At 53.0% G+C, this 25946-nt stretch carries 20 protein-coding genes; 10 read left to right on the top strand and 10 right to left on the bottom strand.

Annotated features, from left to right (window positions below; translation table 11 throughout):
- Positions 1-10: 10 nt before the first annotated feature.
- Positions 11-850 (bottom strand): ABC transporter permease, encoded by an 840-nt coding sequence (locus tag IRJ17_RS08320; protein WP_122966541.1) that lies wholly within the window; start codon positions 848-850, stop codon positions 11-13.
- On the bottom strand, positions 850-2073 hold the full coding sequence (gene proV, locus IRJ17_RS08315; RefSeq protein WP_217022167.1) for a glycine betaine/L-proline ABC transporter ATP-binding protein ProV: 1224 nt from the start codon (positions 2071-2073) through the stop codon (positions 850-852). The genes IRJ17_RS08320 and proV overlap by 1 nt, the downstream gene beginning before the upstream one ends.
- 258 nt (positions 2074-2331) lie before the next feature.
- Here proV and IRJ17_RS08310 point away from each other — a divergent pair, with 258 nt between their 5' ends.
- Together IRJ17_RS08310 and IRJ17_RS08305 are read left to right on the top strand one after the other, a co-directional pair.
- Positions 2332-2880, top strand: a complete 549-nt coding sequence (locus IRJ17_RS08310; protein WP_063226756.1) for a GbsR/MarR family transcriptional regulator — start codon at positions 2332-2334, stop codon at positions 2878-2880.
- Between the two features lie 300 nt (positions 2881-3180).
- Positions 3181-3738: a cysteine hydrolase family protein gene (locus tag IRJ17_RS08305; protein WP_122966539.1), complete on the top strand. Its 558-nt coding sequence runs from the start codon at positions 3181-3183 to the stop codon at positions 3736-3738.
- A gap of 89 nt (positions 3739-3827) precedes the next feature.
- Here IRJ17_RS08305 and IRJ17_RS08300 read toward each other — a convergent pair whose 3' ends face one another.
- On the bottom strand, positions 3828-4031 hold the full coding sequence (locus tag IRJ17_RS08300; protein WP_063226754.1) for a YwbE family protein: 204 nt from the start codon (positions 4029-4031) through the stop codon (positions 3828-3830).
- Between the two features lie 95 nt (positions 4032-4126).
- On the opposite strand from IRJ17_RS08300, the gene IRJ17_RS08295 reads away from it, so the two are divergent.
- The 7 genes from IRJ17_RS08295 (at position 4127) to IRJ17_RS08265 (ending at position 11758) form a co-directional block, all read left to right on the top strand.
- On the top strand, positions 4127-4603 hold the full coding sequence (locus IRJ17_RS08295; RefSeq protein ID WP_122966538.1) for a hypothetical protein: 477 nt from the start codon (positions 4127-4129) through the stop codon (positions 4601-4603).
- A gap of 184 nt (positions 4604-4787) precedes the next feature.
- Positions 4788-6410: a response regulator gene (locus IRJ17_RS08290; protein ID WP_122966537.1), complete on the top strand. Its 1623-nt coding sequence runs from the start codon at positions 4788-4790 to the stop codon at positions 6408-6410.
- Between the two features lie 21 nt (positions 6411-6431).
- Positions 6432-6794, top strand: a complete 363-nt coding sequence (locus IRJ17_RS08285; RefSeq protein ID WP_122966536.1) for a response regulator transcription factor — start codon at positions 6432-6434, stop codon at positions 6792-6794.
- Positions 6791-9682 (top strand): ATP-binding protein, encoded by a 2892-nt coding sequence (locus IRJ17_RS08280; RefSeq protein ID WP_173598568.1) that lies wholly within the window; start codon positions 6791-6793, stop codon positions 9680-9682. Before IRJ17_RS08285 ends, IRJ17_RS08280 begins: the two co-directional genes overlap by 4 nt.
- 245 nt (positions 9683-9927) lie before the next feature.
- Positions 9928-10131 carry a cold-shock protein gene (locus IRJ17_RS08275; RefSeq protein WP_063226749.1) on the top strand — a complete coding sequence of 68 codons (204 nt, stop codon included), beginning with the start codon at positions 9928-9930 and terminating at the stop codon, positions 10129-10131.
- A 90-nt stretch (positions 10132-10221) separates the two neighbouring features.
- Positions 10222-10530 carry a hypothetical protein gene (locus IRJ17_RS08270; RefSeq protein WP_122966534.1) on the top strand — a complete coding sequence of 103 codons (309 nt, stop codon included), beginning with the start codon at positions 10222-10224 and terminating at the stop codon, positions 10528-10530.
- Positions 10531-10723: 193 nt separating this feature from the next.
- Positions 10724-11758: an acyltransferase family protein gene (locus tag IRJ17_RS08265; RefSeq protein WP_173596618.1), complete on the top strand. Its 1035-nt coding sequence runs from the start codon at positions 10724-10726 to the stop codon at positions 11756-11758.
- 248 nt (positions 11759-12006) lie between these two features.
- Here the strand turns inward: IRJ17_RS08265 and IRJ17_RS08260 are convergent, their stop codons facing one another.
- The 7 genes from IRJ17_RS08260 to IRJ17_RS08230 form a co-directional block, all read right to left on the bottom strand.
- Positions 12007-13266: an HD-GYP domain-containing protein gene (locus tag IRJ17_RS08260; RefSeq protein ID WP_242774235.1), complete on the bottom strand. Its 1260-nt coding sequence runs from the start codon at positions 13264-13266 to the stop codon at positions 12007-12009.
- A gap of 55 nt (positions 13267-13321) precedes the next feature.
- Positions 13322-13879, bottom strand: a complete 558-nt coding sequence (locus IRJ17_RS08255) for a DUF5317 domain-containing protein (protein WP_122966531.1) — start codon at positions 13877-13879, stop codon at positions 13322-13324.
- Between the two features lie 874 nt (positions 13880-14753).
- Positions 14754-15854 (bottom strand): histidine kinase N-terminal domain-containing protein, encoded by a 1101-nt coding sequence (locus IRJ17_RS08250; RefSeq protein ID WP_122966530.1) that lies wholly within the window; start codon positions 15852-15854, stop codon positions 14754-14756.
- A 251-nt stretch (positions 15855-16105) separates the two neighbouring features.
- The gene (locus tag IRJ17_RS08245) at positions 16106-22297 is read right to left on the bottom strand and encodes an alpha-helical endospore appendage domain-containing protein (RefSeq protein ID WP_242774232.1); all 6192 of its coding nucleotides are present in this window, start codon (positions 22295-22297) and stop codon (positions 16106-16108) included.
- Between the two features lie 76 nt (positions 22298-22373).
- Positions 22374-23129: a hypothetical protein gene (locus IRJ17_RS08240; RefSeq protein ID WP_141254276.1), complete on the bottom strand. Its 756-nt coding sequence runs from the start codon at positions 23127-23129 to the stop codon at positions 22374-22376.
- 103 nt (positions 23130-23232) lie between these two features.
- Positions 23233-23559, bottom strand: a complete 327-nt coding sequence (locus IRJ17_RS08235; RefSeq protein WP_122963797.1) for an alpha-helical endospore appendage domain-containing protein — start codon at positions 23557-23559, stop codon at positions 23233-23235.
- Between the two features lie 43 nt (positions 23560-23602).
- The gene (locus tag IRJ17_RS08230; protein ID WP_122963796.1) at positions 23603-24688 is read right to left on the bottom strand and encodes a glycosyltransferase family 2 protein; all 1086 of its coding nucleotides are present in this window, start codon (positions 24686-24688) and stop codon (positions 23603-23605) included.
- 154 nt (positions 24689-24842) lie between these two features.
- Here IRJ17_RS08230 and IRJ17_RS08225 point away from each other — a divergent pair, with 154 nt between their 5' ends.
- A complete protein-coding gene (locus tag IRJ17_RS08225) occupies positions 24843-25943 on the top strand; it encodes a glycosyltransferase family 2 protein (RefSeq protein WP_242774229.1) in 1101 nt (366 codons plus the stop codon).
- Positions 25944-25946: the final 3 nt, after the last annotated feature.

The raw sequence follows: 25946 nt of genomic DNA, 5'->3' as shown, positions 1-25946 counted from the left end.
AAAACCCCTCCTACGCTTTTTTTCTCTTTCCTACTCCTTGCGTGATGCGGTCCAGCAAAATCGCCATAATGACGATGGCAAGTCCCGCTTCGAAGCCTTCCCCGATCTTGATCTGCGTCACGGCGCGGTATACGTCGGCACCCAGTCCTTTCGCCCCAATCATCGAGGCGATGACGACCATGGACAGCGCCAGCATGATGCTCTGGTTGATCCCTGCCATGATCGTCGTTTTGGCGATCGGCAGCTGCACCTTCGTCAGCTTTTGCCAATAAGTCGAACCAAACGCCTCCGTAGCCTCGATCAAGTCCGCCGGCACCTGGCGAATCCCCAGATTGGTCAGACGAATCGTCGGCGGCATCGCGAAAATGACGGAAGCGATTACGCCCGGCACTTTCCCCAGTCCGAAGAAAAAGATCGCAGGAATCAAATACACAAACGCGGGCATCGTCTGCATGAAATCAAGCAGCGGCGTTACGACCTTTTGCACGGAATCACTTTTCGCGCACCAGATTCCCACGGGAATCCCGATAATGACGGAAATGAGCCCGGCTGTCAGCACCAGCGCAAGTGTTTCCATTGAATGCTCCCAATAACCCAAGTTTTGAATCAAAAGAAGTCCAATGAAAGTAAAAAGAGCGATAGACAGCTTGCCAGCCCGATACGCCAGCAGTGTAAGCAAGATGATAATCACCCAGAACGGCAGTCCGGTCAAAATCAGATTGAAAAAGTCGACCGTCCCGCCAATGCATGTCGAAATGAAATCGAACAAAAAGCCCAAATGTTCGTCCAGTCCATCTACAATCGTTTCTACCCAACTATCGAGGGGCAGCTTCGGAAAAAATTGATCCATCATTCATCCACCTGCCCTTCTTCATTTGCCGGCAGTGGCGTTTCCTGGTTTACTTTTCCCGCCAATCCGCCCAAAACGGCACCTTTTACGATGACACCCAGGAGGCGGTCATGCTCGCCTGTCACTGCCACCGGAATATCCGAAAAAGCGACCAAGTCAAACAGTTCATTCAGGAGCGTTTGCGGCCCTACCTTCGGAACTTCGGTACGAAGCACCCACTCCAACGATTGGCCCTGTTCTTTTGCCTGGCTGACCGCATCTGCGGTCAAAACGCCGAGGAGCGTCTTCTTCTTGTCTACTACATACAAGCTGGATACACCGCGATCCCTCATCAACTGCAAGGCAACGCGCGGCCCTTTATCCAACGTAATCGTCTCGGCCCGCTTCATGACGTTCTCTGCGGAGAGCACCTTGGAACGATCCACGTCCTCCACGAAGCGCTCCACGTACTCGTTGGCCGGATTGGTCATAATTTCTTCCGGTGTGCCGATCTGGACGATCGCTCCGTCCTTCATCAAGGCAATCCGGTCACCGATTTTCAGCGCCTCATCGAGATCGTGCGTAATGAAAATGATCGTCTTTTGCATGGTGCTTTGCAGCTCCAGCAGTTCGTCCTGCATGTCCTTGCGAATGAGCGGGTCAAGTGCGCTGAATGCTTCGTCCATCAACAGCACATCCGGCTCATTGGCAAGTGCACGCGCCAGGCCGACGCGCTGCTGCATTCCTCCGCTAAGCTGGTCAGGATAGCTCGCTTCCCAGCCGCCCAGTCCGACCAGTTCCAGCGATTGCTTCGCCTTGGCCTCGCGCTCTGCTTTGGCCATTCCTTGAATCTCCAGGCCATATGCTGCGTTTTCCAGGACGGTCCTGTGCGGAAACAGGGCAAACTTTTGAAATACCATCCCGAGCTTCTTTCTTCTGACCTGTTGCAACTGTTCTGTGTTCATCCTGACGATATCCGTACCGTCGATCAGGATTTTGCCTTCCGTCGGTTCGATCAGTCGGTTCAAGAGTCGAACCAATGTCGATTTCCCGCTACCCGAAAGCCCCATGATGACGAAAATTTCGCCGGCGTGCACCTCAAAACTCGCTTGGTTAACCCCAAGGGTAAGACCCGTTTCCTTCAATATATCTGTCTTGGCCTTCCCTTGTTTCACGAGGGGCAATGCGCGTTGGGGCTGTCGTCCAAAGATTTTGGTCAAATTCTCTACTTTGATCTTGGGCATATGGTCACCTCCAACTTTTACGCCCGTATCCGGACTGTTCTTTACCCTTACAATTGTAACCAGCCCACTTTTTTACCTCAAACTGGGTGAGGCTCGATAATCGGGCATTTTCAGCGTTCAGAAAAAACTTTACGTACTTTTCTTTCTGTATTCGCAGTTTATCTCGTATATACTGTTTGATATCTCCATTTACATTTTGCTGTAAGGAACGTACAATTCTAGTCAGGTAATATGACTAGAGGAGCTGCTTTTTTCAAAATGGATACGAATCAGGAAAGAATCCTCGAAAAGGCTCAAGAACGCGTGATTGAAACACTTGCCCGCAACATGGATTTGTACGGCATCACCATGTCGACGGGGCTCTTGTATGGCACGCTGCTGTTTCAGGACAAGTCGATGACGCTTGATGAAATGGGAGAAGCGCTGGGAATGAGCAAGACCAGCATGAGCACCGGCGTTCGCACCTTGATGGACTTAAATATGGTAGAAAAGATATGGAAAAAAGGAACACGCAAAGACCACTACGAGGTCAATCTGGACTGGTACCAAAACTTCATCGACTTGTTTTCCGTGAAGTGGCGCCATGCCAGCGAGCAAAATGTGCACAGCCTGAAAAAGTCGCTTCAGGAGCTGCGCGCCCTCCAGCAATCCGAGGAGTTGACGGACGAGCTGCGAGAACGCGTGGAGCTTAGCATCCGCCGGATTGAAAACGGACTGGATTACTACTTGTGGCTATCGCGCCTGATCGACTCTTTTGAATCCCATGAAATTTTTCAGTTTGTGCCGAAAAAAGAAAGCGACTCGTAAAGACAGCTTTCTGACACGTGCAACACAAACAGCCCCCATCCTTGACTGGCAGCCAGCAGGATGGGGGCTTTTTTTACCTTCCGTTCGATTGTTCAAAAAAATCCGAATGATAAAACAGGCGATGTGTTACAATGGTTCCAGCGGATGCAGCCGCCTCTGGCTGTCCCGCTGCCATAAGCGAAGGAGCTGATGAAATATGAAAACAAATACGCAACGGCATGCTCATAGATCGATGAAAACACCCAAGAAAGAAACGGGGGACTGCCCCGGTAGCCCCCTGCATTTTGAGGAGGAACGTGAATGACGCAAAAAACAGCTCTGCTCATTATTGACGTACAAGTAGGGATTGTGGAAGGCCCGATCGGCCCTGTTTATCAAAAGACCTCGCTCGTTCAGACGATCAAAAAGCTGAGGGAAGACGCTTGGAAAAGAGCGATTCCCGTCCTGTACGTGCAGGACACAGATGTCGCGGAGCTTGGCGCTGACGCTTACGCCATCCACCCCGAGCTTGCCCCGCTCCCGACGGAAACCGTGATTCTCAAACAAGCGACGGATGCTTTTCACGAGACCGATTTGCATGAACAACTGCAATCGCTCGGGATTACGCATCTCGTCATGACGGGCTGCAAAACGGAATTTTGCGTAGACAGCGCCTGCAAGCGAGCGACCACCTTGGGCTATGACGTCACACTCGTCAGTGACGGCCATTCCACAACCGACAACACCGTGCTGCGTGCAGAGCAAATTATCGCCCATCACAACGTATCGATGCATGGACTCGGGAACATCGGGCCGTTCATCCTCGTGCGCGATTCCACGGAAGATGTGCTTACACCTGCTCACGATACATATCGCTGATCGATCAGGCTCGTCTTTTCCGGAAGAAGCTGCCTGTCGCTCGCGATCAAAAAACGGGATTGCCCTCGCTGGCATCCCGTTTTTTACGTTTACTCGCCTTTTCGAATAATCTCCTGCACTCGTCCGACCTGGCCATTGGTCAAGCGAACCTTGATCCCGTGCGGATGCGTGCTGGAATTGGTCAAAATGTCCTTGACGATTCCCCGCGTCCGCACCCCTGTGCGCTGATCCTGCTTCAGGACGATATCCACTTCCAGTCCTGCTACGATATCTTTTCGATTTTTTCCGTTCATCGTCATCGCTTCCTCTCTTGTCTGTATAGCCTTTTCGTTCTTTGTTCCACCTATGATATAATCGACGGATAACCTTATTCACATCGGAGGAATCCATGCTTACTTTTGAACAAAAACTGGCGATTATCGAATCATTCCCGGAGTTGTCTCGCCACAACGTCTCGCTCAAACGGGTTAATTTTCACTACGAGGCAAGTCTTCACGACAAAAAGACAGTCGTTTACCATCTGCATCCGAACGGCAACGGCTTTGTGTTCGCAGCGTTTTTGAAGGGCTACCAAAAAGACGACAAAGGCTACGTAAACATTCGCGACTTCTCCGCAGACGAGCTGCGCCAAGTAATCGAAGCTTCCATCCAGTCGCTCTCCGTCAAGCGCGAGCCGCAGCAACCAGCAGCAGATGCCAGCGAACAAGTCGAACAAACCTGGGTCGACAAGCAAAACCGCACGCTGCTTTTGCAGCAAGAAGATTCCCTGTGGAATGTCTACCACGGCATGAACCTGGAAGCTTCTTTTGAGTCTTACGTGGAAGCGGCGCAATATTTGAAGGAAGAAGGCTTTTCTCTTTCGTAAACCGCTTGTAACAGAGTTGTCACGTCCTGTTTTTTTCCTGCCTCCCAGTGCAATCCTTTCGTTGGAGAACCCCTCTTAATATGGTACACTTCCACCTAGCTAGATGTACAATACCTATTATGATCTGGCCCGGCAGTCTTCGAGACTGCGCAGGGCCTTCCCGAAAACAGGGGGATAATTCGGAATGATCAAATACAGGGACACCCTTCTTTTTCAAATTCACAAACAACTGGAAGGCTGGCTCGCTCAGGAAGAGCCTGTCTCCCATGAAGAATTATACCGTTTTGTCCACTCGCTGAAGGGTACAGCCGGAACGATTGGTTTGCACGATTTATCCGAGCTTTCCCAATCCTTGCTGGAACAACTGGACAAGCTGGAGGCGAAGGATTGGCCGACACACGAGTGGAGCGATTTTTTGCGAGAGCTGATCACTCTCTGCTACGAGCATCGGCCCGAGCAAGAGATTTTATTAGAGGACCCCACATTGCCGCAAGAATCCACCTACGAAAACCAGCCTCTTTTGCTCATTCTAGATGATGATGTGACGCTTTTGATGTACCTCAAGGAATATTTGGAGAAGCAAAACTGGTCCGTCATCGCCACTGTGTATCCGCACAAGGCACTCGACTACTTCCACGACCTTAACCCGGATTGCCTGATACTCGACTTGAACATCCCGGAAACAGGCGGTTTTCAAGTCATGCAAACACTCAGCGAGAAAATTAAAAAGCAATACGTCCCGACGACGATCATCAGCATTGATTGCGACCGGGACACGCGCATGCGCGCTTTTCGTCTGGGGGCGGACGACGTCATGTGCAAGCCGCTTGACCTGGAGGAATTGACGGTTCGGCTGGAACGGCAGTTGGGCAGAAAACGCTGGATGGATAAAATCTTGTTCATCGACGAATTGACGGGTGCGTTCAACCGCAATTCTCTTACGGACACGTATCAACGGCTGCTGTCCGATTCGCTGCGAAATTCAACCCCGTTCTCGCTGGCCTTTATGGACATCGATCATTTCAAAAAGGTCAATGACACGCACGGGCACCTCGTAGGCGATGTTGTCTTGAGCCGCTTCGCCTCTTTCATCAAGACAAACTCCGGGAAGTACGACATCTTTTTCCGTTATGGCGGGGAAGAATTTTTGCTGCTCATGCCAAGAACGTCCGGACAAGATGCAAAGCTGCGCATCAAACAGCTGCTGGTCGACTTTCAGGCACTTTCTTTTGAATCGGCGGAAGGCAGCTTTTCTTTGAGCTTTTCTGCAGGAGTCGTGCAAATCGAGGATGGACAAAAGCCTCTCTCGCACTGGATAGACGCCGCTGATACCGCTTTATACGCTGCGAAAAACAACGGGCGTTGCCGGGTAGAGATGGCCAAGCGCAACGACGATCCAGATACGCGCACCGTGAGACTGAAAGTGGCGATTATCGACGACGATTCCTTGACCCGCACCTTGCTCGCCGACTGCGCTCGCGCCAGTCTGGAAGGATGGATTCATACAGACATCCGAACGTTCCACGAAGGCGCCGCCTTTTTTGAATCGTCCTGGCATCAAGGTCCGGAAGCGTACCTTGTCATTTTGGACGGCATCATGCCACACATGGACGGGCTTGATGTCCTGAGACTGATCCGCGCCCTGCCCAACAGCAAGCAGTACACGGTGCTCATGCTGACGGGACGCAGCGGCGAACAGGATATTGCCCGCGCCCTGCAACTGGGTGCTGACGACTATATGACCAAGCCTTTCAGCATAAAAGAGCTGGAAGCGCGCATCAAACGTTTGATCAAACGAATGATGTAGGAATGACATGGAGGAAGAAAAATGGCAACGATCTTATTAGCCGAAGACGAAGCAGTGCTGCGCATGCTGATCGGGGATACGCTTGAAGATGAAGGCCATCAGCTCGATATCGTCTGCGACGGTGAGGAAGCCTTGCAAAAAATTGGCCAGAATCAGTACGATTTGGTCATTCTCGATTACATGATGCCCAAGCTGACAGGCTTTGACGTCTTGACCCAGATGAAACAAATGCCTGAGAAACAGTCTGTGAAAGTGCTCATCCTGTCCGCAAAAAGCCAGCATGCCGAACAGGAAAAAATGCGCTCTGCCGGGGCGGACGACTTCATGCCCAAGCCGTTCAGCCCGCTGGAGCTGGTCCGCAAAGTGGAGGACATGCTAGCATGACTTCATTTCGAAAATACGTAAGGGAAAGCATTACCCGCCGCTTCGCCATCATGATGATTCTCTTTTTCTCGCTGATGGTCGCCGGGGCGCTGGTCGTGCAGATGCTGAACAATCAAGCCTTTACAAACTTTCAATCAGCCGCGCAAACTTCCAGACAGAAGCAGGAGCTGATTACGCAAATCTCGGAGCATACGAACCAGATTTTCTTTCGTGCCCGCGGCTATTATGCTTTTTTAAGCCCATATGAATACAATGAATTGTTCCTCGAAAAGAAAAAGCTGGAACAGTCGCTTCATGCTTTCAAGCAGCTTCCGCTCAGCAGCGAAGAACTTAAAATTGCCACATCCATCGAATCATTTGTAGACAATTTTTTCACCCGCGTCTTCCCTACCTCGTCAGGGTATGCACAGTCGGGTGATTACGAAGGTTTGCGCAAATTTTCGTCCAGCGGGGTAAACATGGAGGTCAACAATTTGATCAGCTATGCCACCCGCTATCAGCAAACGAATGAGCAGCTCATTTCGATGCAAAACCAGCAGTTGTTCCAGGAACTGTCTGCCCAAAGCTTGTGGTTCATCATTTACGTGCTGATGGCTCTTTTGGTATTGATCTGGGTAACGATCAAAACGACGCGCGATATCGGCCGACCGTTGATGCGGCTGACTGCCGATGCCAACCGCTTTTCGCTTGGGGAGACGCCGCAGTTGAACGGCCTGGAGCGTGACGATGAGATCGGCAAGCTCTCCCGCTCTCTCGACTACATGATGCGGCAAATCCAGAACAAAGAAGAGGCGCTGATGGCGCAAAACGAAGAGCTGCAAGCCCAGCAGGATGAACTCGTGATGCAGCAAGAGGAACTGACGGAAGCGCTGGAAAAAATGGCGGAGAACGAGCGCCATCTGGAGAAAAAGAACCAGTTTATTCTCGCGCTCACGAATACATTGGACAAGCAAACGCTTCTGTCGAGCATTGTATCCAACGCTGTGGACAGCATGGAGGCGGACAAAGGCGTCATTCTCGTGCTCGATGCCGATCGGGCTGTTGCCAGTTTCGGTGTGTCTCCGCAAGGAATCGAGCAGCTTTTGCAAGGGATTGAAGACGGTCCGCTCGTGCGCATCAAGGAAACGCACCAGCCGTATGTCATCAATCGCGAAAGCACCATGGGAGAGCGCGGTTTCCTCATGACCCCTTCCCGCACATACGAGCTGTATCTGCCTGTTTTGGACTCGAACGAAGAAGTCGTGGCCTGCATCATTCTTGCCCGGATTGACCGCAAGTTCTCCGAGCATGAGCAACAGGTGGCAATCGGCTTGGCCAAACAAGTCTCGTTGTCATTGGACAAGCTCGCCATGTTCGAGGAGACAAAACGGCAACGGCAAGTCACGCAAGACATGCTCGATTCGGTGCAGGAAGGGATTCAACTGCTCGATCTCGACGGCGGAACGCTACAGGTCAACCGAACCTTCCGCGACCTTATCGGCTTCGATAACTCGCACTCAACAGCGGACTTCAACATCGACCCGTTTCTCGCCCATTTGCAAAGCTGCACGGCGGAACCAAAACGTCTCGCCCAGTATATAAAAGCGGTCACACTGAACGAGGAAGATCCGCAGGAGGACAGCATTGTTTTCGAACTGACCTCCCCTACCAAGCGCTATATTCAGCTGTATGCCGAGCATCTGTACCGCGCGTCCCACAAATGGGGCACTCTCTTGGTCTATCGGGACATCACGAAGGAATACGAGATTGACCAGATGAAATCGGAATTTGTCAGCACGGTAAGCCACGAGTTGCGCACTCCGCTCGCCAGCGTGCTCGGTTTTGCCGAGCTTTTGCTGCACAAAGACTTGAAACCGGAAAGACAGCAGCGCTACATGACGGCTATTTATCAGGAAGCGACGAGACTGACGACCTTGATCAACGATTTTCTTGACTTGCAGCGCATGGAATCCGGCCGCCAAAGCTATGAGTTTGAAAAAGTCGAGATCGACTCCCTCGCCCGCGAAGTGTTTGGGATGTACCGTGCCCAATCTACGCCGCATTCGTTTGAGCTTGAGCTGCAAACGGAGCAAACGACCATCTGCGGAGATCGCGACAAGCTTCGCCAGGTGCTGGTCAACCTGATCAGCAATGCAGTCAAGTATTCACCGGACGGCGGAAGCATCCGCGTCGTTATTCGTGAAGCAAACCAAAAGCTGTTGATCGAGATTCACGATGAAGGGCTGGGCATCCCTGCGGAAGCTCTCCCTCATCTGTTTACCCGTTTTTATCGCGTAGACAATTCCGATCGCCGGGAGATTGGCGGTACGGGCCTCGGGCTTGCCATCGTTCAGGAGATCGTGCGCATCCACCACGGCGAGGTCACCGTTGCTTCCGAGGCTGGAAAAGGCAGTACGTTTACGGTCGCCCTTCCTTTGCCGGAGCCGGCGGTCCGTGCCGAGCTGTTGGCGAACAACGCAGCCGCGGCGCTCGCTCCTTCCGGCCAGTCCAACGGAAAAGTCGTGATTATCGAGGACGACATGAATCTGGCCGAGCTTTTGCGTGAGGAACTGCTCAGCTCAGGCTTTACGGTCTATCCTTGTTCTACGGCCCAAGAGGCGCTCGCCGCCATTTCGGAGCTGCGTCCGGACGCCGTTGTCCTCGATCTGATTTTGCAAGATGGAGAAAGCGGCTGGCAGGTCATTGAAGCGATGCGGGAAAATCCCGAGCTGCAGACGATCCCGATCGTCATCTCCAGCGCTTTTGAAGAGAAGAAAAAAGCGTTTGACCTGGGGGCCAAGGGCTACTTGATCAAGCCTTACCACCCCGACACATTGTCGAAAGCGATCTTGCTCGCTGTGACCAGCCATGAAACGACCGGGCAAATTTTGATCCCAGATCAACTGTAATCCTTTCATAGAAAAAAGGCAGCGGATGCGTTCCGTTGCCTTTTTTCTGTGAAAAACGTCTCGATGTTTTTCATGAAATGGGATGTGACCGCTTGCGGTCAACAAAACGGTCATGACCGTTTTGGGCAGTTATTTCCTTTCTTTTATGCAGTCGGGCAGAAAATCCTGGTATATTCATGGACTTTCCATCACACATTAATAGAGGTGTTACTGTAAGCACGATGCCCTGCAAAGGAGGAGTTCATGTGTATTTCTCGAAAAAAGCAATTGTTCCGGTCGAAGAAGAGGAAACAGATGTATGGACGTGCAGCAATGATGGGTGTACGTGCTGGATGAGAGATAACTTTTCCTTTGACAAGAGCCCGAGCTGCCCTTTTTGCCATTCCGAAATGATTAAAGATACCCGGGTGCTTCCGGTTTTGACCAATCACAGCAAGCGAAACTCCTAATCTCTCCCCTCTTTTTTCTTGCGGGCACCCGCCCTCTTCTCTACAATTAAGCACATAACGTGTACGACTGATTGTTAGAGGAGCATATCTATGAACCGAAAAGAGATGGAAGATCAAGTCATCCAGGCTTACCAGCGCGACGAAGGAATGATGATTCTCGTCTTTGCCCAATGGTGTGTCAACCATGGGCTTGATGCACGTGAGCTGTATCGGGCCGCTTATCCCGCTCAAGGCGAAAATCCACTGCTCGCACAAATGCTGGAAAACACGGTGCCGAAAGAGGAAGCAGAAGAAATCCCTGATGCCACCATCCTCGGTGTCCTGTCGCTCTTTGGCAACGATGATCTGGCCTTCGTGGTCAGCCAAGCGATTGAGGAGCGGAACAAGCCGCAAAAATAAGGCCGAAAGCCACGCACAGGTGTGGCTTTTTTCCTGTCTTCCCAAACATTGGCTTGCACAGATCACAAAGATCAAATCTCTTTCAAAATTTCATTATCTAAGATAGACGCATTCGCAATTTATTGTGTTGGCTGTCCGCAGGGTTGGACGCAGACGACTCGCCAGACGACGAACAAGTAAATGGAGAATGCCTATGTATACCGATTCGAAAATTTTGAAATCGCTGTTTTACGTCCAGTTGTTCTCAAGCTTTCTGGTCGTGGTCGGCCATTTTACTGCTTCTGTGCTGTATTTCAACGATCCGTTCTGGGTGGTCGCTCTCAATCAGATCAGTCGCTACGGCACTGTGCTTTTGACGATCGCCACCGGCTATTTGACCGCTTACTCGTTTGAGGCGAAAAGCCCGACGCCCCGCGACTTTTTTACGGGCAAGCTCCTGTACATTTTCTTGCCTTACCTGGTTTCCGGTATTCTGTACCACTATTTGCTGAAAAAAGAGATGCCGCATACGACCCTTGATTTCACAAACATCCTGATGGGGAAAACCGGCGATCATCTTTATTTTGTGTTCATGATTTGCCAGTATTACGTGTTTGCTTACTTTTTCCGCAACTGGATTACCAAACGCAACATTTTGTATGTCATCTGGCTTCTGCTCGCCGTGCAATACGTCTACATCAACTACTTGCACAAAGGCTGGCTGGAGCTGTCGACGCGGCACATGCTGCCCAGCTGGATTTTCACGCTGTACATGGGCCATCTGCTGTACTGGTACCGGGAGACGATTTTGTCCTTTTTGCGAAACAACCGCTCGATCCTGATGCTGCTTACAGGGATCGCGACCGCTGCCGCCATGTTTTTTGTCGTTTCCAGCAAGCTGTACGTGGCGGTGCATCTGACTTTTGTCTTTGCTACCTTGCTGTCTTTTCTCGTGCTGATGGTCTTTTTCCTGGAATTGGTCGATCATCTGCGTCTCAAGTTTCGCAAAGGTTTGACGTACTTTATTTTCCTGTTTCACTCCGCTTTTTTGATCCTGTTCAAAGATTTTCTGTTTGAGCAGTACGGCGAAGTCGCCTGGGTGTTCCAAAACACCTGGTACTCGCTTTTGTACCTGGGCTTGATCTTCGGGTGCAGCTTCCTGCTCTCCCTCCTGTTGGTCTGGCTGGTCAAAGGGCTGGAGCAGTTGGGCCGATTCGCCGGGAAAGCGCGACGGGAGCGGCTACAGTAAGCGTGTGTCTTGCTTGCTTTTTGTCCCATTCGGTAGACAGTAAACAAAGGGTTCATGCTGTCATGGATTCAGTCACTGTCGACCGGGTGGGGCTTTTTTTGTCAGGAAAAAGGAGGATACTACGCTGGGGGCCATCCACTTGCATCGTGTGGAGGAAAATAAAAAAAGCCATCAAAGTTGATAGCTTTTTTTGTATGATACGTATCGCCTTGCTTTGAATCTTATGTAAACTTGACTCTCCTGATCGCTTACGTGGTTAAGGAGACATCGATTTCCTGGTTCCGGTTATTTGCCCGAATGATTTTTTGCAGCTCTTCCTCATTCAAGCTCTTGATCATGGTCACAAAATTCGCTGCGATTTCAGCATCAAACTGGGTGCCGGCTCCTTCCTGAATCCGCCTCAAAGCTTCTTCCACGGACATGCCTTTCCGGTAAGGACGATCAGAAACCATGGCGTCAAACGCGTCACAGACAGCCAGTATGCGGGCTATGAGCGGGATTTCGTTTCCTTTGAGCTTATCGGGATATCCTGTCCCGTCAACCCGCTCATGATGCCAGCGAATGGCAGGGAGCAGCTCGGGGAAAACCGACGTCCTTTTCAAAATCTCGTACCCGATGACCGGGTGCTCCTTGATGCGTTCAAACTCCTCTTTGGACAGAGCGCCTTCCTTGTTTAAGATGTTGTCTTCTATACCGATTTTGCCAATGTCGTGAATGATCCCGCCATAGTAAACTTCCGTCGACTGCTTTGGCGGAAGTCCCATGAATTTTGCTGTTTCTCTCCCCCAGTGCGCGACGCGAAACGAGTGTCCGAGCGTGTATGGATCGCGCGCATCGATCGATGCCGCCAGGGCGATCAAAAACGAATCATTCAGGTTTTTGATCTCTTCCATCTTTTTCTGCTGATCGCTTATACTCGCAAAATACTGATGGAAAACCGAGCGAAGCAGCAAAACCGTCCCTAGCAATATCGTCAAGGAATACCCCTCGTAAGCTCCTACAAATCGCGCCCCTATCTCCCCCACTGCCATGAGCAGGAGATAAGTCATGCTGCCGCCTTGCAACATGCTTTTTATAATGACTTGAAAAGACACCTCTCTAAAATAGGAAATGCCGGCCGCGGCCAAAAGAGTGTTGCTCAGCCAGTAGACCAGGATCAGCCCGATATCCGTCAGAAACCAATAGTCGGGATAATAGGTGCGGAAAAACTGATCCAAAGTTCCCACCAGCCAAACCGTAATCAAGACTTGGCCACTATTCGCGAGAGCTCTCGATACTTTCGATTTGAATATAAACGAAATGATGATAATCTCCAAAAGCGCTGACCAGACGCCGATCCAGGTGCCATACAGGACAATTCCCGAGAATATCACGGCATTGTTCAAGGTTAAAGGCGAATTTAGCGTGCGAATGGGAGTAAACGAGCTGACCAAGGTCAAAATGGTGTAAGTCGCCATGACTCCCCAATGTTCATTCACACCCCAAGAGGTAATGATTGAAATGATCACCAGCAGCCCGGCTACCGGAAATAAGCATTGAACAAGTAATCCTAGAGCAAAATGACTAAAGTTCTTGGTTGGTTTCATGGATTTTACCCTCGCGGAGTCTGATTAGAGATATTGGTTTTCCCATTACGCGTTGTACAAGCAAGAACGCGCCTATCATAATGAAAATATCGCCAATACTGATGACTCTTGCAATTGGGAACGGCATAAACATTATGTCTGTCAAAAATGGCAAATTGGTTGAATTATCCAAAACCGAGTGCTTGAAATCGGTCCCGTTTACAATCGGATCGACCGAGTATTTCAGCTTCTTTGCAAGTTCGAGGTCAATGGGCATTTTCCCAAAGTTCGACCAGATTGCGATCGCATTAAAGAACCAGCCAATCATGAAAAATCTGATATCTTCATGCTCTCTGTTGGAATAGAAGAAGATGAGTAGACACAAATACGCAACTGAGACAAAAACTCTTCCCCACGTTGGCATGAGCGCGGATAGAATCTGCAAAAGCACAGCGATTCCAAAAACAGAAAATTTATTAAATTTTGGTAATTCTTTTATTCTGCCTCCCCGTATCAATGCCACAACAAAAGAGATGAATATAATATCTAGCAACATGATAGAACCATCCTCCGATACAGTAAAAAAACACCACTAAGAAGCGGTGTTTTCTTACTTCATTCACGCTGTTATGTAATATGCCAGTTTGCAGATGTTGCTCCTACGATTGCCGCAACGAGGAGAAATGCGTAAACTATTTTTTTCATAAAGACATCCCCCTTTTGTATGGTATAAACATGCATTACAATTGAATTGGTATACATATCCATAATAGAGTGCTACGTAGCTGCTACGATCAATTTTACAGTATTAGCCAACTATCGACATTAGTTATCTTAACCTATTTTCAGCACTCTACCTCTGTTTACCTTAGGTATATTTTCCCCCTACTTCATCGGAATTTCAATAGGGAATGTCGTTTTCATAGCTTGTTTTCATAATTTTACCTATTGTATAAAAGAATGCAGTCTTGATCGCTCATTTGCCCTTAGTGCTTTTTCTCTATTCTTCCTGGTTAATGCGGTCCAGGTCGACATGTATGCATATGGGAAATGTTGAATCTAGCAGGAGTTACTGCCATGTCGAGAAAAGGTAGCTCTAGCTGTAGTCAGCATGTTCAGCGGCGCACGTATTGGCGCTGGCCGAGCGTGAGCCATTCCCAGCTTGGAAACTGCTTTTGGGGATTCTTGCCCATCTTAACCGAGAAGCGCTCTCTTGAAAAGCCTGTAACCGGGACAAAAGCCCGGATGTTCCTTGCAGACTCTAGCCAATTTTACAACAAAAATCGCGTTCAGAAAACTCGGCGACCTCTCCCCCGCAGATTACAAGGAAGCGACCGCCGTATCATTCGAGCCTTTTTCGTTGTCCACTCGACAGGGAGATGCGCATAAGCTTAGCCGCAAATGCAGGTCGTTTTGATTGCGCTGGCTGATCAAGTATGTCTGAAGTACATGGAAAAGACCGTCTGCTGATCAGACGACTCGCATGCGATCATCCCGCCATGGCGCTCGATGATCTCCTTGCAAACGTACAACCCGATCCCCGTTCCCAGCTCTTTCGTTGTAAAGAACGGCTCGAAGATGACTGACAGCAGGTCGGGCGGGATGGGAGCGCCATTGTTGGAAATCGTGATCACGGCCATTTCTTCGGTTTGGGCCCCTTTGATCGCCACTTCTTTCTCCCCGTTTTTCCGTTGCAGCGCGTCCAGCGCGTTGGAAATGATGTTGATGAACACTTGCCTCATCTCGTCCCTGTAGCCGACCAAAAGCAGGGCAGGGTCAATCGAGCACGTAATGTGCGCGTTGACATCCACGATGTTTGGATAGAGGAAGGACAAAATCTCCTCGAACAGTAGAGCTATGCTAAAGACTTCTGTTTTTTTATGTACAGCTCCCTTTTTGGATACAAGCAAAAATTGGGAGACACGGTAGTTCAGCTGATGAAGCTCGTTCTCGATAATATCCACGTACGGCAGGTTCGGGTAATCTTCTTTTAGCAATCGGGAAAATCCCATAATGGAAGTTAGCGGATTGCGAAATTCATGGACAAAGCTCGAAGCCATCTGTCCCAAGATCGTCAGCCTGTCTTTGTGAGACCGCTCAATAAACAGCTTCTTTTCCTCCAGATCGCTGTCTTTCAGTTCGGTATATTTGGACACGGCATGCACCAGAAAGACATCGAAGCATTCGTTTATTTTAATGAGTGCTGGAAGCAGAACATTTGGAGAAAAGGGGCCTTTTTGCAAGGTATCAATCACCAGCTCACGCCCCATGCAGACGTTAAAAACAAAATCGCCAATGTTAATTTGGGCTTGATTCCGCTCATGTGCTACTTTATAGGCAAGATCCTTGATGTCCTCATGAGTAATCTTCGAACGAAGATATCCGGCCACCATGCGATACATGGCTTGTCCGTTCAAAGGAATAATCTCGTTGAACTGATCGTGCTCAGCCACCTTAATCCGTCTCCTGAACTCTTCCACTGCCGCATCCTCATGCTCGTCCAAATATAGTGCCAAGTCGTCCATCGCCATCTATCCCCACTCCGAATGATCGGCATACTAATTCCGATAATATTATACTATCGATTCAACATTTATTGACTAAATATTTTTACTACTCCTATCATTGTACACCGTTCGACGCTGAATTACATTTGAAAGTCATTCTTATTGAGAAAACAGCTGAGAAAACTTTTTACGGGGCGACAGAATCGGTGCGCTGTTTTTTTCGAATAAAAAAGCAAAGGGACGGTTGCTCGTTCCGTCCCTTTGCCTGTAAAGCTTTAGTTTAGTCTGACAATAGTTAGCGTGGCCCCGGCGCCAGTCAACAGCGTAGCTGCTCCCAACAGGCCGAAGAGCTGAAGCGTGATCGTCGAGTTCGCTCCCAACGGGGCAATGATTGTGTTGTGGAAGGAAGAGAGGGACAGCGTTGGTGCAACGATTGACGGAGTGAATGGAGAGCCGTTAATGACAAGACGTGTACTGACCAGCAAAGCGGCTGTCGTATTGATCGAATACGACAAGAGGTAATTCCCCGCTGATGGCACGGTAAAGGTGGTGTTGGCGCCATTGACGGTTACACCGTTCAGGATCTGATTGTTGGGCAAAGGTACGTTCGTGCCGCCCAATACAACTGCGATGAGCGCCCCGCTTGTATTTGCACCGAACGCGTTGATGTTTGTGAAGACGGTTCCGGTGGCGCCTGTTGGGCCGGTGGGTCCTGTTTCTCCGGTGGCGCCTGTGGCTCCCGTGGCTCCGGTGGCTCCCGTGACTCCAGTTGACCCCGTGGCTCCCGTGGCTCCCGTAGCTCCAGTTGACCCCGTGGCTCCGGTTGATCCCGTAACTCCGGTTGACCCCGTGGCTCCGGTTGATCCCGTAGCTCCAGTTGCTCCCGTCTCTCCTGTGGCTCCCGTGACTCCAGTTGCTCCCGTAGCTCCAGTTGACCCCGTGGCTCCGGTTGCTCCCGTGACTCCAGTTGACCCCGTGGCTCCGGTTACTCCCGTTTCTCCGGTTGACCCTGTCTCTCCGGTTACTCCCGTAACCCCGGTTGCTCCCGTAGCTCCAGTTGACCCCGTAGCTCCAGTTGACCCCGTGGCTCCGCTTGATCCCGTCTCTCCTGTCGCTCCCGTAACCCCAGCTGCTCCCGTGACTCCAGTTGCTCCCGTAACTCCGGTTACTCCCGTTTCTCCGGTTGCTCCCGTAACTCCGGTTACTCCCGTGGCTCCGGTTGATCCCGTAACCCCAGCTGCTCCCGTGACTCCAGTTGCTCCCGTAACTCCGGTTACTCCCGTTTCTCCGGTTGCTCCCGTAACTCCGGTTACTCCCGTGGCTCCGGTTGATCCCGTAGCTCCAGTTGCTCCCGTCTCTCCGGTTGCTCCCGTAGCTCCAGTTGACCCCGTGGTTCCGGTTGATCCCGTCTCTCCTGTTGCTCCAGTTACTCCTGTTGCTCCCGTAGCTCCAGTTGACCCCGTGGTTCCGGTTGATCCCGTAGCTCCAGTTGCTCCCGTAGCTCCAGTTGACCCCGTGGCTCCGGTTGCTCCCGTCTCTCCCGTGGCTCCCGTCTCTCCCGTGGCTCCCGTCTCTCCCGTGGCTCCAGTTGACCCCGTGGCTCCGGTTGCTCCCGTAGCTCCAGTTGCTCCCGTAGCTCCAGTTGACCCCGTGGCTCCGGTTGCTCCCGTAGCTCCAGTTGACCCCGTGGCTCCGGTTGCTCCCGTCTCTCCCGTGGCTCCCGTCTCTCCCGTGGCTCCCGTCTCTCCGGTTGCTCCAGTTGCCCCCGTGGCTCCGGTTGCTCCCGTAGCTCCAGTTGCTCCCGTAGCTCCAGTTGCTCCCGTAGCTCCGGTGGCTCCCGTAGCTCCAGTTGCTCCCGTCTCTCCGGTTGCTCCCGTGGCTCCAGTTGACCCCGTAGCTCCAGTTGACCCCGTAGCTCCAGTTGACCCCGTGGCCCCGGTTGCTCCCGTCTCTCCTGTCGCTCCCGTAACCCCAGTTGCTCCCGTAACCCCAGTTGCTCCCGTGACTCCGCTTGCTCCCGTAACTCCGGTTGCTCCCGTTTCTCCGGTTGCTCCCGTAACTCCGGTTACTCCCGTGGCTCCGGTTGATCCCGTGACTCCGGTTGACCCCGTGGTTCCGGTTGCTCCCGTAACTCCGGTTACTCCCGTAACCCCGGTTGCTCCCGTAGCTCCAGTTGCTCCCGTGATTCCGGTTGACCCCGTGGCTCCGGTTGCTCCCGTCTCTCCGGTTGCTCCCGTGACTCCGCTTGCTCCCGTGGCTCCGCTTGCTCCCGTGGCTCCAGTTGCTCCCGTCTCTCCGGTTGCTCCCGTAACTCCAGTTGCTCCCGTCTCTCCGGTTGCTCCCGTGACTCCAGTTGCTCCCGTCTCTCCAGTTACTCCCGTGGCTCCGGTGATCCCAGTTGCTCCTGTCTCTCCAGTTACTCCCGTGGCTCCGATTGCTCCCGTGGCTCCGGTTGACCCCGTAGCTCCGGTTGCTCCCGTGACTCCGGCTGCTCCCGTGACTCCGGTTGCTCCCGTAGCTCCGGTTGCTCCCGTAGCTCCGGTTACTCCCGTGGCTCCAGATTCTCCCGTGGCTCCGGTTACTCCCGTAGCTCCAGTTGCTCCCGTGGCTCCAGATTCTCCCGTGGCTCCGGTTGACCCTGTCTCTCCGGTTACTCCCGTAACTCCGGTTGCTCCCGTAGTTCCAGTTGCTCCCGTAACCCCGGTGGCTCCCGTAGCTCCAGTTGACCCCGTGGCTCCGGTTACTCCCGTAACCCCGGTTGCTCCCGTCTCTCCGGTTGACCCCGTGGCTCCGGTTACTCCCGTAACCCCGGTTGCTCCCGTCTCTCCGGTTGCTCCCGTAACTCCAGTTGCTCCCGTTTCTCCGGTTACTCCCGTGGCTCCAGTTGCTCCCGTCTCTCCGGTTGATCCCGTAGCTCCAGTTGACCCCGTGGCCCCGGTTACTCCCGTGGCTCCGGTTGACCCCGTGGCTCCGGTTGCTCCCGTAACTCCGGTTGACCCTGTCTCTCCGGTTACTCCCGTAACCCCGGTTGATCCCGTGGCTCCTGTTGCTCCCGTAGCTCCGGTTGTCCCTGTCTCTCCGGTTGCTCCCGTAACTCCAGTTGCTCCCGTGGCTCCAGTTGATCCCGTAGCTCCAGTTGACCCCGTGGCTCCGGTTACTCCCGTGACTCCGGTTGACCCCGTGGCTCCGGTTGCTCCCGTCTCTCCTGTCGCTCCCGTAACCCCAGTTGCTCCCGTCTCTCCTGTCGCTCCCGTAACTCCGGTTGCTCCTGTAGCTCCAGTTGACCCCGTGGCTCCTGTTAACCCCGCCTCTCCGGTTGATCCCGTAACTCCAGTTACTCCCGTGGCTCCAGTTGCTCCCGTGGCTCCGGTTGACCCTGTCTCTCCGGTTACTCCCGTAGCTCCGGTTGCTCCCGTAGTTCCAGTTGCTCCCGTAACCCCGGTTGCTCCCGTCTCTCCGGTTGACCCCGTGGCTCCGGTTACTCCCGTGGCTCCAGTTGACCCCGTGGCTCCGGTTGCTCCCGTAACTCCGGTTGACCCTGTCTCTCCGGTTACTCCCGTGGCTCCAGTTGCTCCCGTCTCTCCGGTTGCTCCCGTAGCTCCAGTTACTCCCGTGGCTCCGGTGGTTCCGGTTGCTCCCGTGGCTCCGGTTGACCCTGTCTCTCCGGTTACTCCCGTAGCTCCGGTTGCTCCAGTTGACCCCGTGGCCCCTGTTGACCCCGTAGCTCCCGTAACCCCGGTGGCTCCCGTCTCCCCGGTGGCTCCCGTAGCTCCAGTTGCTCCCGTGGCTCCAGTTGCTCCCGTCTCTCCGGTTGCTCCCGTAGCTCCAGTTACTCCCGTGGCTCCAGTTGCTCCCGTCTCTCCGGTTGCTCCCGTAGCTCCAGTTACTCCCGTGGCTCCGGTGGCTCCGGTTGCTCCCGTGGCTCCGGTTGACCCTGTCTCTCCGGTTACTCCCGTAGCTCCGGTTGCTCCAGTTGACCCCGTGGCTCCTGTTGACCCCGTAGCTCCCGTAACCCCGGTGGCTCCCGTCTCCCCGGTGGCTCCAGTTGCTCCAGTTGCTCCCGTGGCTCCGGTTACTCCCGTAACTCCAGTTGACCCCGTAGCTCCGGTTCCTCCCGTGGCTCCCGTCTCTCCGGTTGCTCCCGTCTCTCCTGTCGCTCCCGTGGCTCCGGTTGTCCCTGTGGCTCCGGTTACTCCCGTGGCTCCAGTTGCTCCCGTGGCTCCGGTTACTCCCGTAGCTCCAGTTGCTCCCGTGGCTCCAGTTGCTCCCGTCTCTCCAGTTGCTCCCGTCTCTCCAGTTGCTCCCGTCTCTCCAGTTGCTCCCGTAGCTCCTGTGACTCCCGTTGACCCTGTGGCTCCGGTTACTCCCGTGGCTCCGGTTGACCCCGTGGCTCCGGTTGCTCCCGTAACTCCGGTTGTCCCTGTCTCTCCGGTTACTCCCGTAACCCCGGTTGATCCCGTGGCTCCTGTTGCTCCCGTAGCTCCGGTTGTCCCTGTCTCTCCGGTTGCTCCCGTAACTCCAGTTGCTCCCGTGGCTCCAGTTGATCCCGTAGCTCCAGTTGACCCCGTGGCTCCGGTTACTCCCTTGACTCCGGTTGACCCCGTGGCTCCGGTTGCTCCCGTAACTCCGGTTGACCCCGTGGCTCCGGTTGCTCCCGTAACTCCGGTTGACCCTGTCTCTCCGGTTACTCCCGTAACCCCGGTTGATCCTGTGGCTCCGGTTGTTCCCGTCTCTCCTGTCGCTCCCGTAACCCCAGTTGCTCCCGTCTCTCCTGTCGCTCCCGTAACCCCAGTTGCTCCCGTAACTCCGGTTGCTCCAGTTGACCCCGTGGCTCCTGTTGACCCCGTAGCTCCAGTTGCTCCCGCAACCCCGGTGGCTCCCGTCTCCCCGGTGGCTCCCGTAGCTCCAGTTGCTCCCGTGGCTCCGGTTACTCCCGTGGCTCCAGATTCTCCCGTGGCTCCGGTTACTCCCGTAGCTCCAGTTGCTCCCGTCTCTCCTGTCGCTCCCGTAACCCCTGTTGCTCCCGTAACTCCGGTTGCTCCCGTGATTCCGGTTGCTCCCGTGATTCCGGTTGACCCCGTCTCTCCGGTTACTCCCGTGACTCCAGTTGACCCCGTGGCTCCAGTTGACCCCGTGGCTCCGGTTACTCCCGTCTCTCCTGTCGCTCCCGTGACTCCGGTTGACCCCGTAGCTCCGGTTGATCCCGTGACTCCGGTTGCTCCCGTAGCTCCGGTTACTCCTGTGGCTCCGGTTACTCCCGTAACTCCGGTTGACCCTGTCTCTCCGGTTACTCCCGTAACCCCGGTTGATCCTGTGGCTCCGGTTGTTCCCGTCTCTCCGGTTGATCCCGTAACTCCAGTTGCTCCCGTGGCCCCAGATTCTCCCGTAGCTCCAGTTGCTCCCGTAGCTCCGGTTACTCCCGTGGCTCCAGATTCTCCCGTGGCTCCCGTGGCTCCAGTTACTCCCGTAGCTCCAGTTGCTCCCGTGGCTCCAGTTACTCCCGTAGCTCCAGTTGCTCCAGATTCTCCCGTGGCTCCGGTTACTCCCGTAGCTCCAGTTGCTCCCGTGGCTCCGGTTACTCCCGTCTCTCCGGTTACTCCCGTAACTCCAGTTGACCCCGTAGCTCCAGTTGCTCCCGTCTCTCCGGTTACTCCCGTAACTCCGGTTGCTCCCGTGATTCCGGTTGCTCCCGTAACTCCAGTTGCTCCCGTAACTCCAGTTGCTCCCATAGTTCCGGTTGACCCCGTGGCTCCAGTTGCTCCCGTTTCTCCGATTGCCCCCGTGGCTCCGGTTACTCCCGTGGCTCCAGTTGCTCCCGTAACTCCGGTTGACCCCGTGGCTCCAGTTGATCCCGTAACTCCGGTTGACCCCGTAACTCCAGTTGATCCCGTAACTCCAGTTGACCCCGTAACTCCAGTTGACCCCGTAACTCCAGTTGACCCCGTAACTCCAGTTGACCCCGTAACTCCAGTTGATCCTGTGTCTCCGGTTGCTCCCGTGGCTCCAGTTGACCCCGTGGCTCCAGTTACTCCCGTGACTCCAGTTGCTCCTGTCTCTCCGGTTGCTCCCGTAGCTCCAGTTGCTCCAGTTGCTCCAGTTGCTCCAGTCGCCCCCTTCCCCGCCCCTGTCGCTCCGGTTGGACCCGTTGCTCCGGTTGGACCCTGCATGGTGGAGGCGCTCAACACCGTCTGCAGCTTTGCCTGGAGGAGCATGTCTTGTTTGATCGTCGCATCGACCATTTCTCGTACGCTCTGGTCAATCGCCAGCAAATCATCTATCGTCGCTCCCGCAGGTCCACTCACCCCAGGAAGCGTTCCTAGGACATACTGAATTTTTTCGCCTTCCGCATTCAGGATATGGCTTAGCCCCAATTCCTCCATGGCAAAAGAAGACAGCAACAAGTTAATGGCGTCTTCGCGCGTAATCGTAATTGTCGGGCTGATATTTGGGATATTTGGAAATGACAAAACTCTCCCCCCTTCCCCGTGAAAAGCGCAGCCTCCCATTCCGCTTATTCAATAGCCAAAAGAACACCATCAAACCTCACGGATTCTTCTTCCACTTCTTGGACTGGACCACAACCTTGTGGCTTTTGGTCACGGCGGGCAGTACCTCCCTGTTTAACCAAGGAGCTTGATAATGGCGATTTGTCTCGATAACGGAACGGACGCTCCCCCCGAGATCGCCGTACTTTTTCAATGGCAGGACAATGTCCTTCAATTTCACTTTAAAAGCAGAAGAAAGCGCGCTCGAAGGCGAACCATACCTTTCCAACTGCTGCAAAGCCGAACCAAGCATGGAGCGTTTTTCCCGCTGTGCAGCTTCCCCCTCAATCCCTCGATTGGCAAAAGGCACTCCCCAAAAATCCGCTTTCCGCACACAAATGCGAAAAAAATCATCCAACTGTTCGAGCAAATGAATAAGCTGCTGCTCGGACGATCGGTGACAGGGCGACGTTTGCTGGAGAGCAATGACATGCAAAATGATCTGTTCCACTAGGCCAATGGCCGCTAGACCAAACGAGTACACAGCCGTCCATGACCTTTTGCAAACCTCCGCAACCTGCTCCGATTTCTCTGCCATATGATCTTGCCATGCAAAAAAAGAAGCCATCCCCTTTATCCGGCTAAAAGTTATCCAATGCAACATAATCATCGCTTCCAGCCAAAGACTTGACGATTTCAGCGCCTGGAATAAAAGTGGGATCGCTTCTTCCTTTGGATGTGTTTTGGCGGCAAGCAAAAAAGCTTTGGTGTGACACGCTTGGCATTCCGCCAGAGAAGCCATGGCTTTTTCCATGGCGAAGGCAGCGGCCAAAAGCCGCTCATATCCGTCTGTTCCCCCTGTCGTTCCCTGGCGATTCGTCCAATGAACCACACCCGCAATCATTCGGTCAAACGAGCTATTCCTCATGACAATCCTCGGCAGGATCTCCCGAATCGCCCAGCTTTCGTTCCATTTCCAAAATATTATCCAGCTTGAATTGCAGCAAAATTTGCTTGCTGATGATGCTGCGCAGCATTCTTTCGACGCTTTTGTTAATGCGCAGCATATCTTCCAGGCAAACCTCCTCTTTTTGCAGCAAACGCTGAATTTTTTCCCCCTCCGCATTCATAATATGAGACAGGCTGATTTCCTCCATGGCGACAGAGGTAAGCAACAGATGAAACACTTCCTCGCGCTTCAGCGTGATGCGCGGCGTTATGTCAGGCACATTTGGCAACGACATGTCTCATGACCTCCGTTTCCAGCCGCCGGAAAAAGCAATTCTCTCACACAGACGGCTGCGCTTCTTCCCGGCTGGCAAAGTACCTTTCGTTGTGCAAAACGCTCGGATGCGTAGGATGGTGCAGCTTTGACATCTCGTGGTGAATTTTTGCCCTTCCGTACTCCCCGATCTGATCATAGCAGTAGCACAACTGCAAATGAGGCAGCCACGACCAGGCAGGTTCATCTGTCATCCCCATCATGTTTGGTGGCCGTTCAAGCAAAGTCGCTTGCCGGAACCAGTAAATCGCTTTATGAATATCCTTTTTCTCCAAAAAATAAGCCCCTACCTTGCAGCAAAATTCCGCCCGCGGCGCGTCAAAAGCCAATGTTCTCACCAGGGACTGAATCTGTTTTTCCGGCTGCTGCAAGTTCGCATAACATTCCGCTTGTTTATAGCAAGCCATAATCTGGTCCTCGATCCAGCCCTGTCCGCCATCCAAAAAGGCTTGATATTGCTCGGCCGCTTCCTGATAGCGGCCATGATCGTAAAGTTCGTTGGCAAAGTAGTACTGATCCCTGGGGGAAAACGATTCGTTTCGCTCCTGCCGCCGCAAATAAATTTGCAAATTGCGGTCGGTGTACGCCTTCTCCTTGCGATGCGTGACCGCAATGTCGCTGTGATAAATCTCCCCTCCCACCTCCAAATATTCGTGGACAGCGCCGTGCCAGACAAATTGGCGTTGCCGCTTCACCAGCCGATTTCGCCGCAGGAACTTCACAGGCTGGCCCCGATCGTCAAAGGCAAGGTGATAAGGCATGGAGACACTGTCGTACTCAAAAGGCTCCATTTTCCGCAGCGCCAAAAACCGTTCCCGGTCAGCTTCTTCCAACACATCGTCGGCATCGAGCCAAAAAATATAGTCTTTGCTCGCCTGGCTGAAAGCAAAGTTGCGCGCTGCCGCAAAGTCGTCGATCCACGCAAACTCAAACAGCCTTGCCCCGAATGACCGGGCAATTTCGCGCGTCTGATCTTCAGACCCTGTATCTACAATGATGATCTCATCCACCAAATCGCGCACAGTCGACAAGCATCGACCCAGTGTCTGTTCTTCATTGCGAACGATCATGCACAGGCTGACTGTGAACATGCAGATCGCCCTCCTTAGGCGCAAAATCTTTTTTACATCCTATTTTCCGGCCAAGCCCAATATGTATATCGCTCCTCACATAACTTTGGCTTTCAAAGAATAAGGTTTATCGAAAGCATGATGAAAGAACAACCCAAAGAAGGTGATAGCGTCCATGACACCTCCGCTCATTTCGCTATGCATGATTGTCAAAGACGAGGCCGATCAGATCGAAGCATGTCTGAGAAGCGTTCATTCTGTTGTAGATGAGATCATTGTCGTCGACACAGGTTCAACAGACGGCACACAGGAGCTTTGCCGCAAATACGGTGCGAAAGTCATCGAAGCTCCGTGGGAAAACAGTTTTTCCAAAGCGCGGAATATCGGATTGAAAGAAGCCCGCGGGGAATGGGTGTTGTGGCTCGATGCGGATGAGCGATTGGAGGAAGCAGATCAGGAGGCGTTGCGTCAGGCGGCCATTGCAAGCAAATCGGACGTTCTGTTTCTCAAGCTCCTTCATTACCAAGGCCCGAAAAAAGAAACGGCCTCTCTGCATCTGGCAAGCCGCAACGCGCAAATCCGCCTTTTTCGCAACAAAAAGGGGTTTCAATTTGCAAGGGATATTCATGAAGTGCTGCAATGGCCCGAAACGGTTCCGCAGGACGGGGCGATCCCGCTGATTCCTGTCCGCCTTCACCATTATGGCTACATAGAAGAAGTTGTTACGAAGAAAAACAAAGCCAGACGCAACCTGAAGCTGCTTTTGGAAGAGAGGGAAAATCCCGATCGCGACCCGTGGTGCGACTACCACCTGGCCAGCGAATTTTATCGCGCGCAAAAATGGGAGCACGCCTTCATTCTCGTCAATCAGGCGCTGGAAGGCTTTTTGGGCAAAAGTCAGTTGCCGCCGTCTCTTTTTTACAAGCTAAAATACGAGATTTTGTTCCGGCACGGCAGCATGCGGGGGGCATGGCCCGGCATCGAATGCGCCATTCGGCTCTATCCGGATTACGTGGACCTGCATTTTTACAAAGGGGTTTTCTTGATGGAGCACGGGCTGTACGCCGAAGCGATCCAATCGTTCGAGCGTTGCCTGGAGATCGGGGAAGAGCATTGGGAGCATCTCAGTCAGCAAGGGATGGGCAGCTTTCATGCCTTGCACTATCTCGGACGTTGCATGGAGCGTCTGGGCAAATCAAAAGAGGCGCACGTATACGACCAGACCTCGGCCAACATGGTGCGTACATGTGCCCACACGCCATCGACCAAGGGGTGATAA

The organism is Brevibacillus parabrevis, from assembly GCF_022701015.1.
Classification (GTDB): Bacteria; Bacillota; Bacilli; order Brevibacillales; family Brevibacillaceae; genus Brevibacillus; species Brevibacillus parabrevis.
Note: the sequence above shows the minus strand (reverse complement) of the source record. Positions and strands in the feature narration are given on the sequence as shown.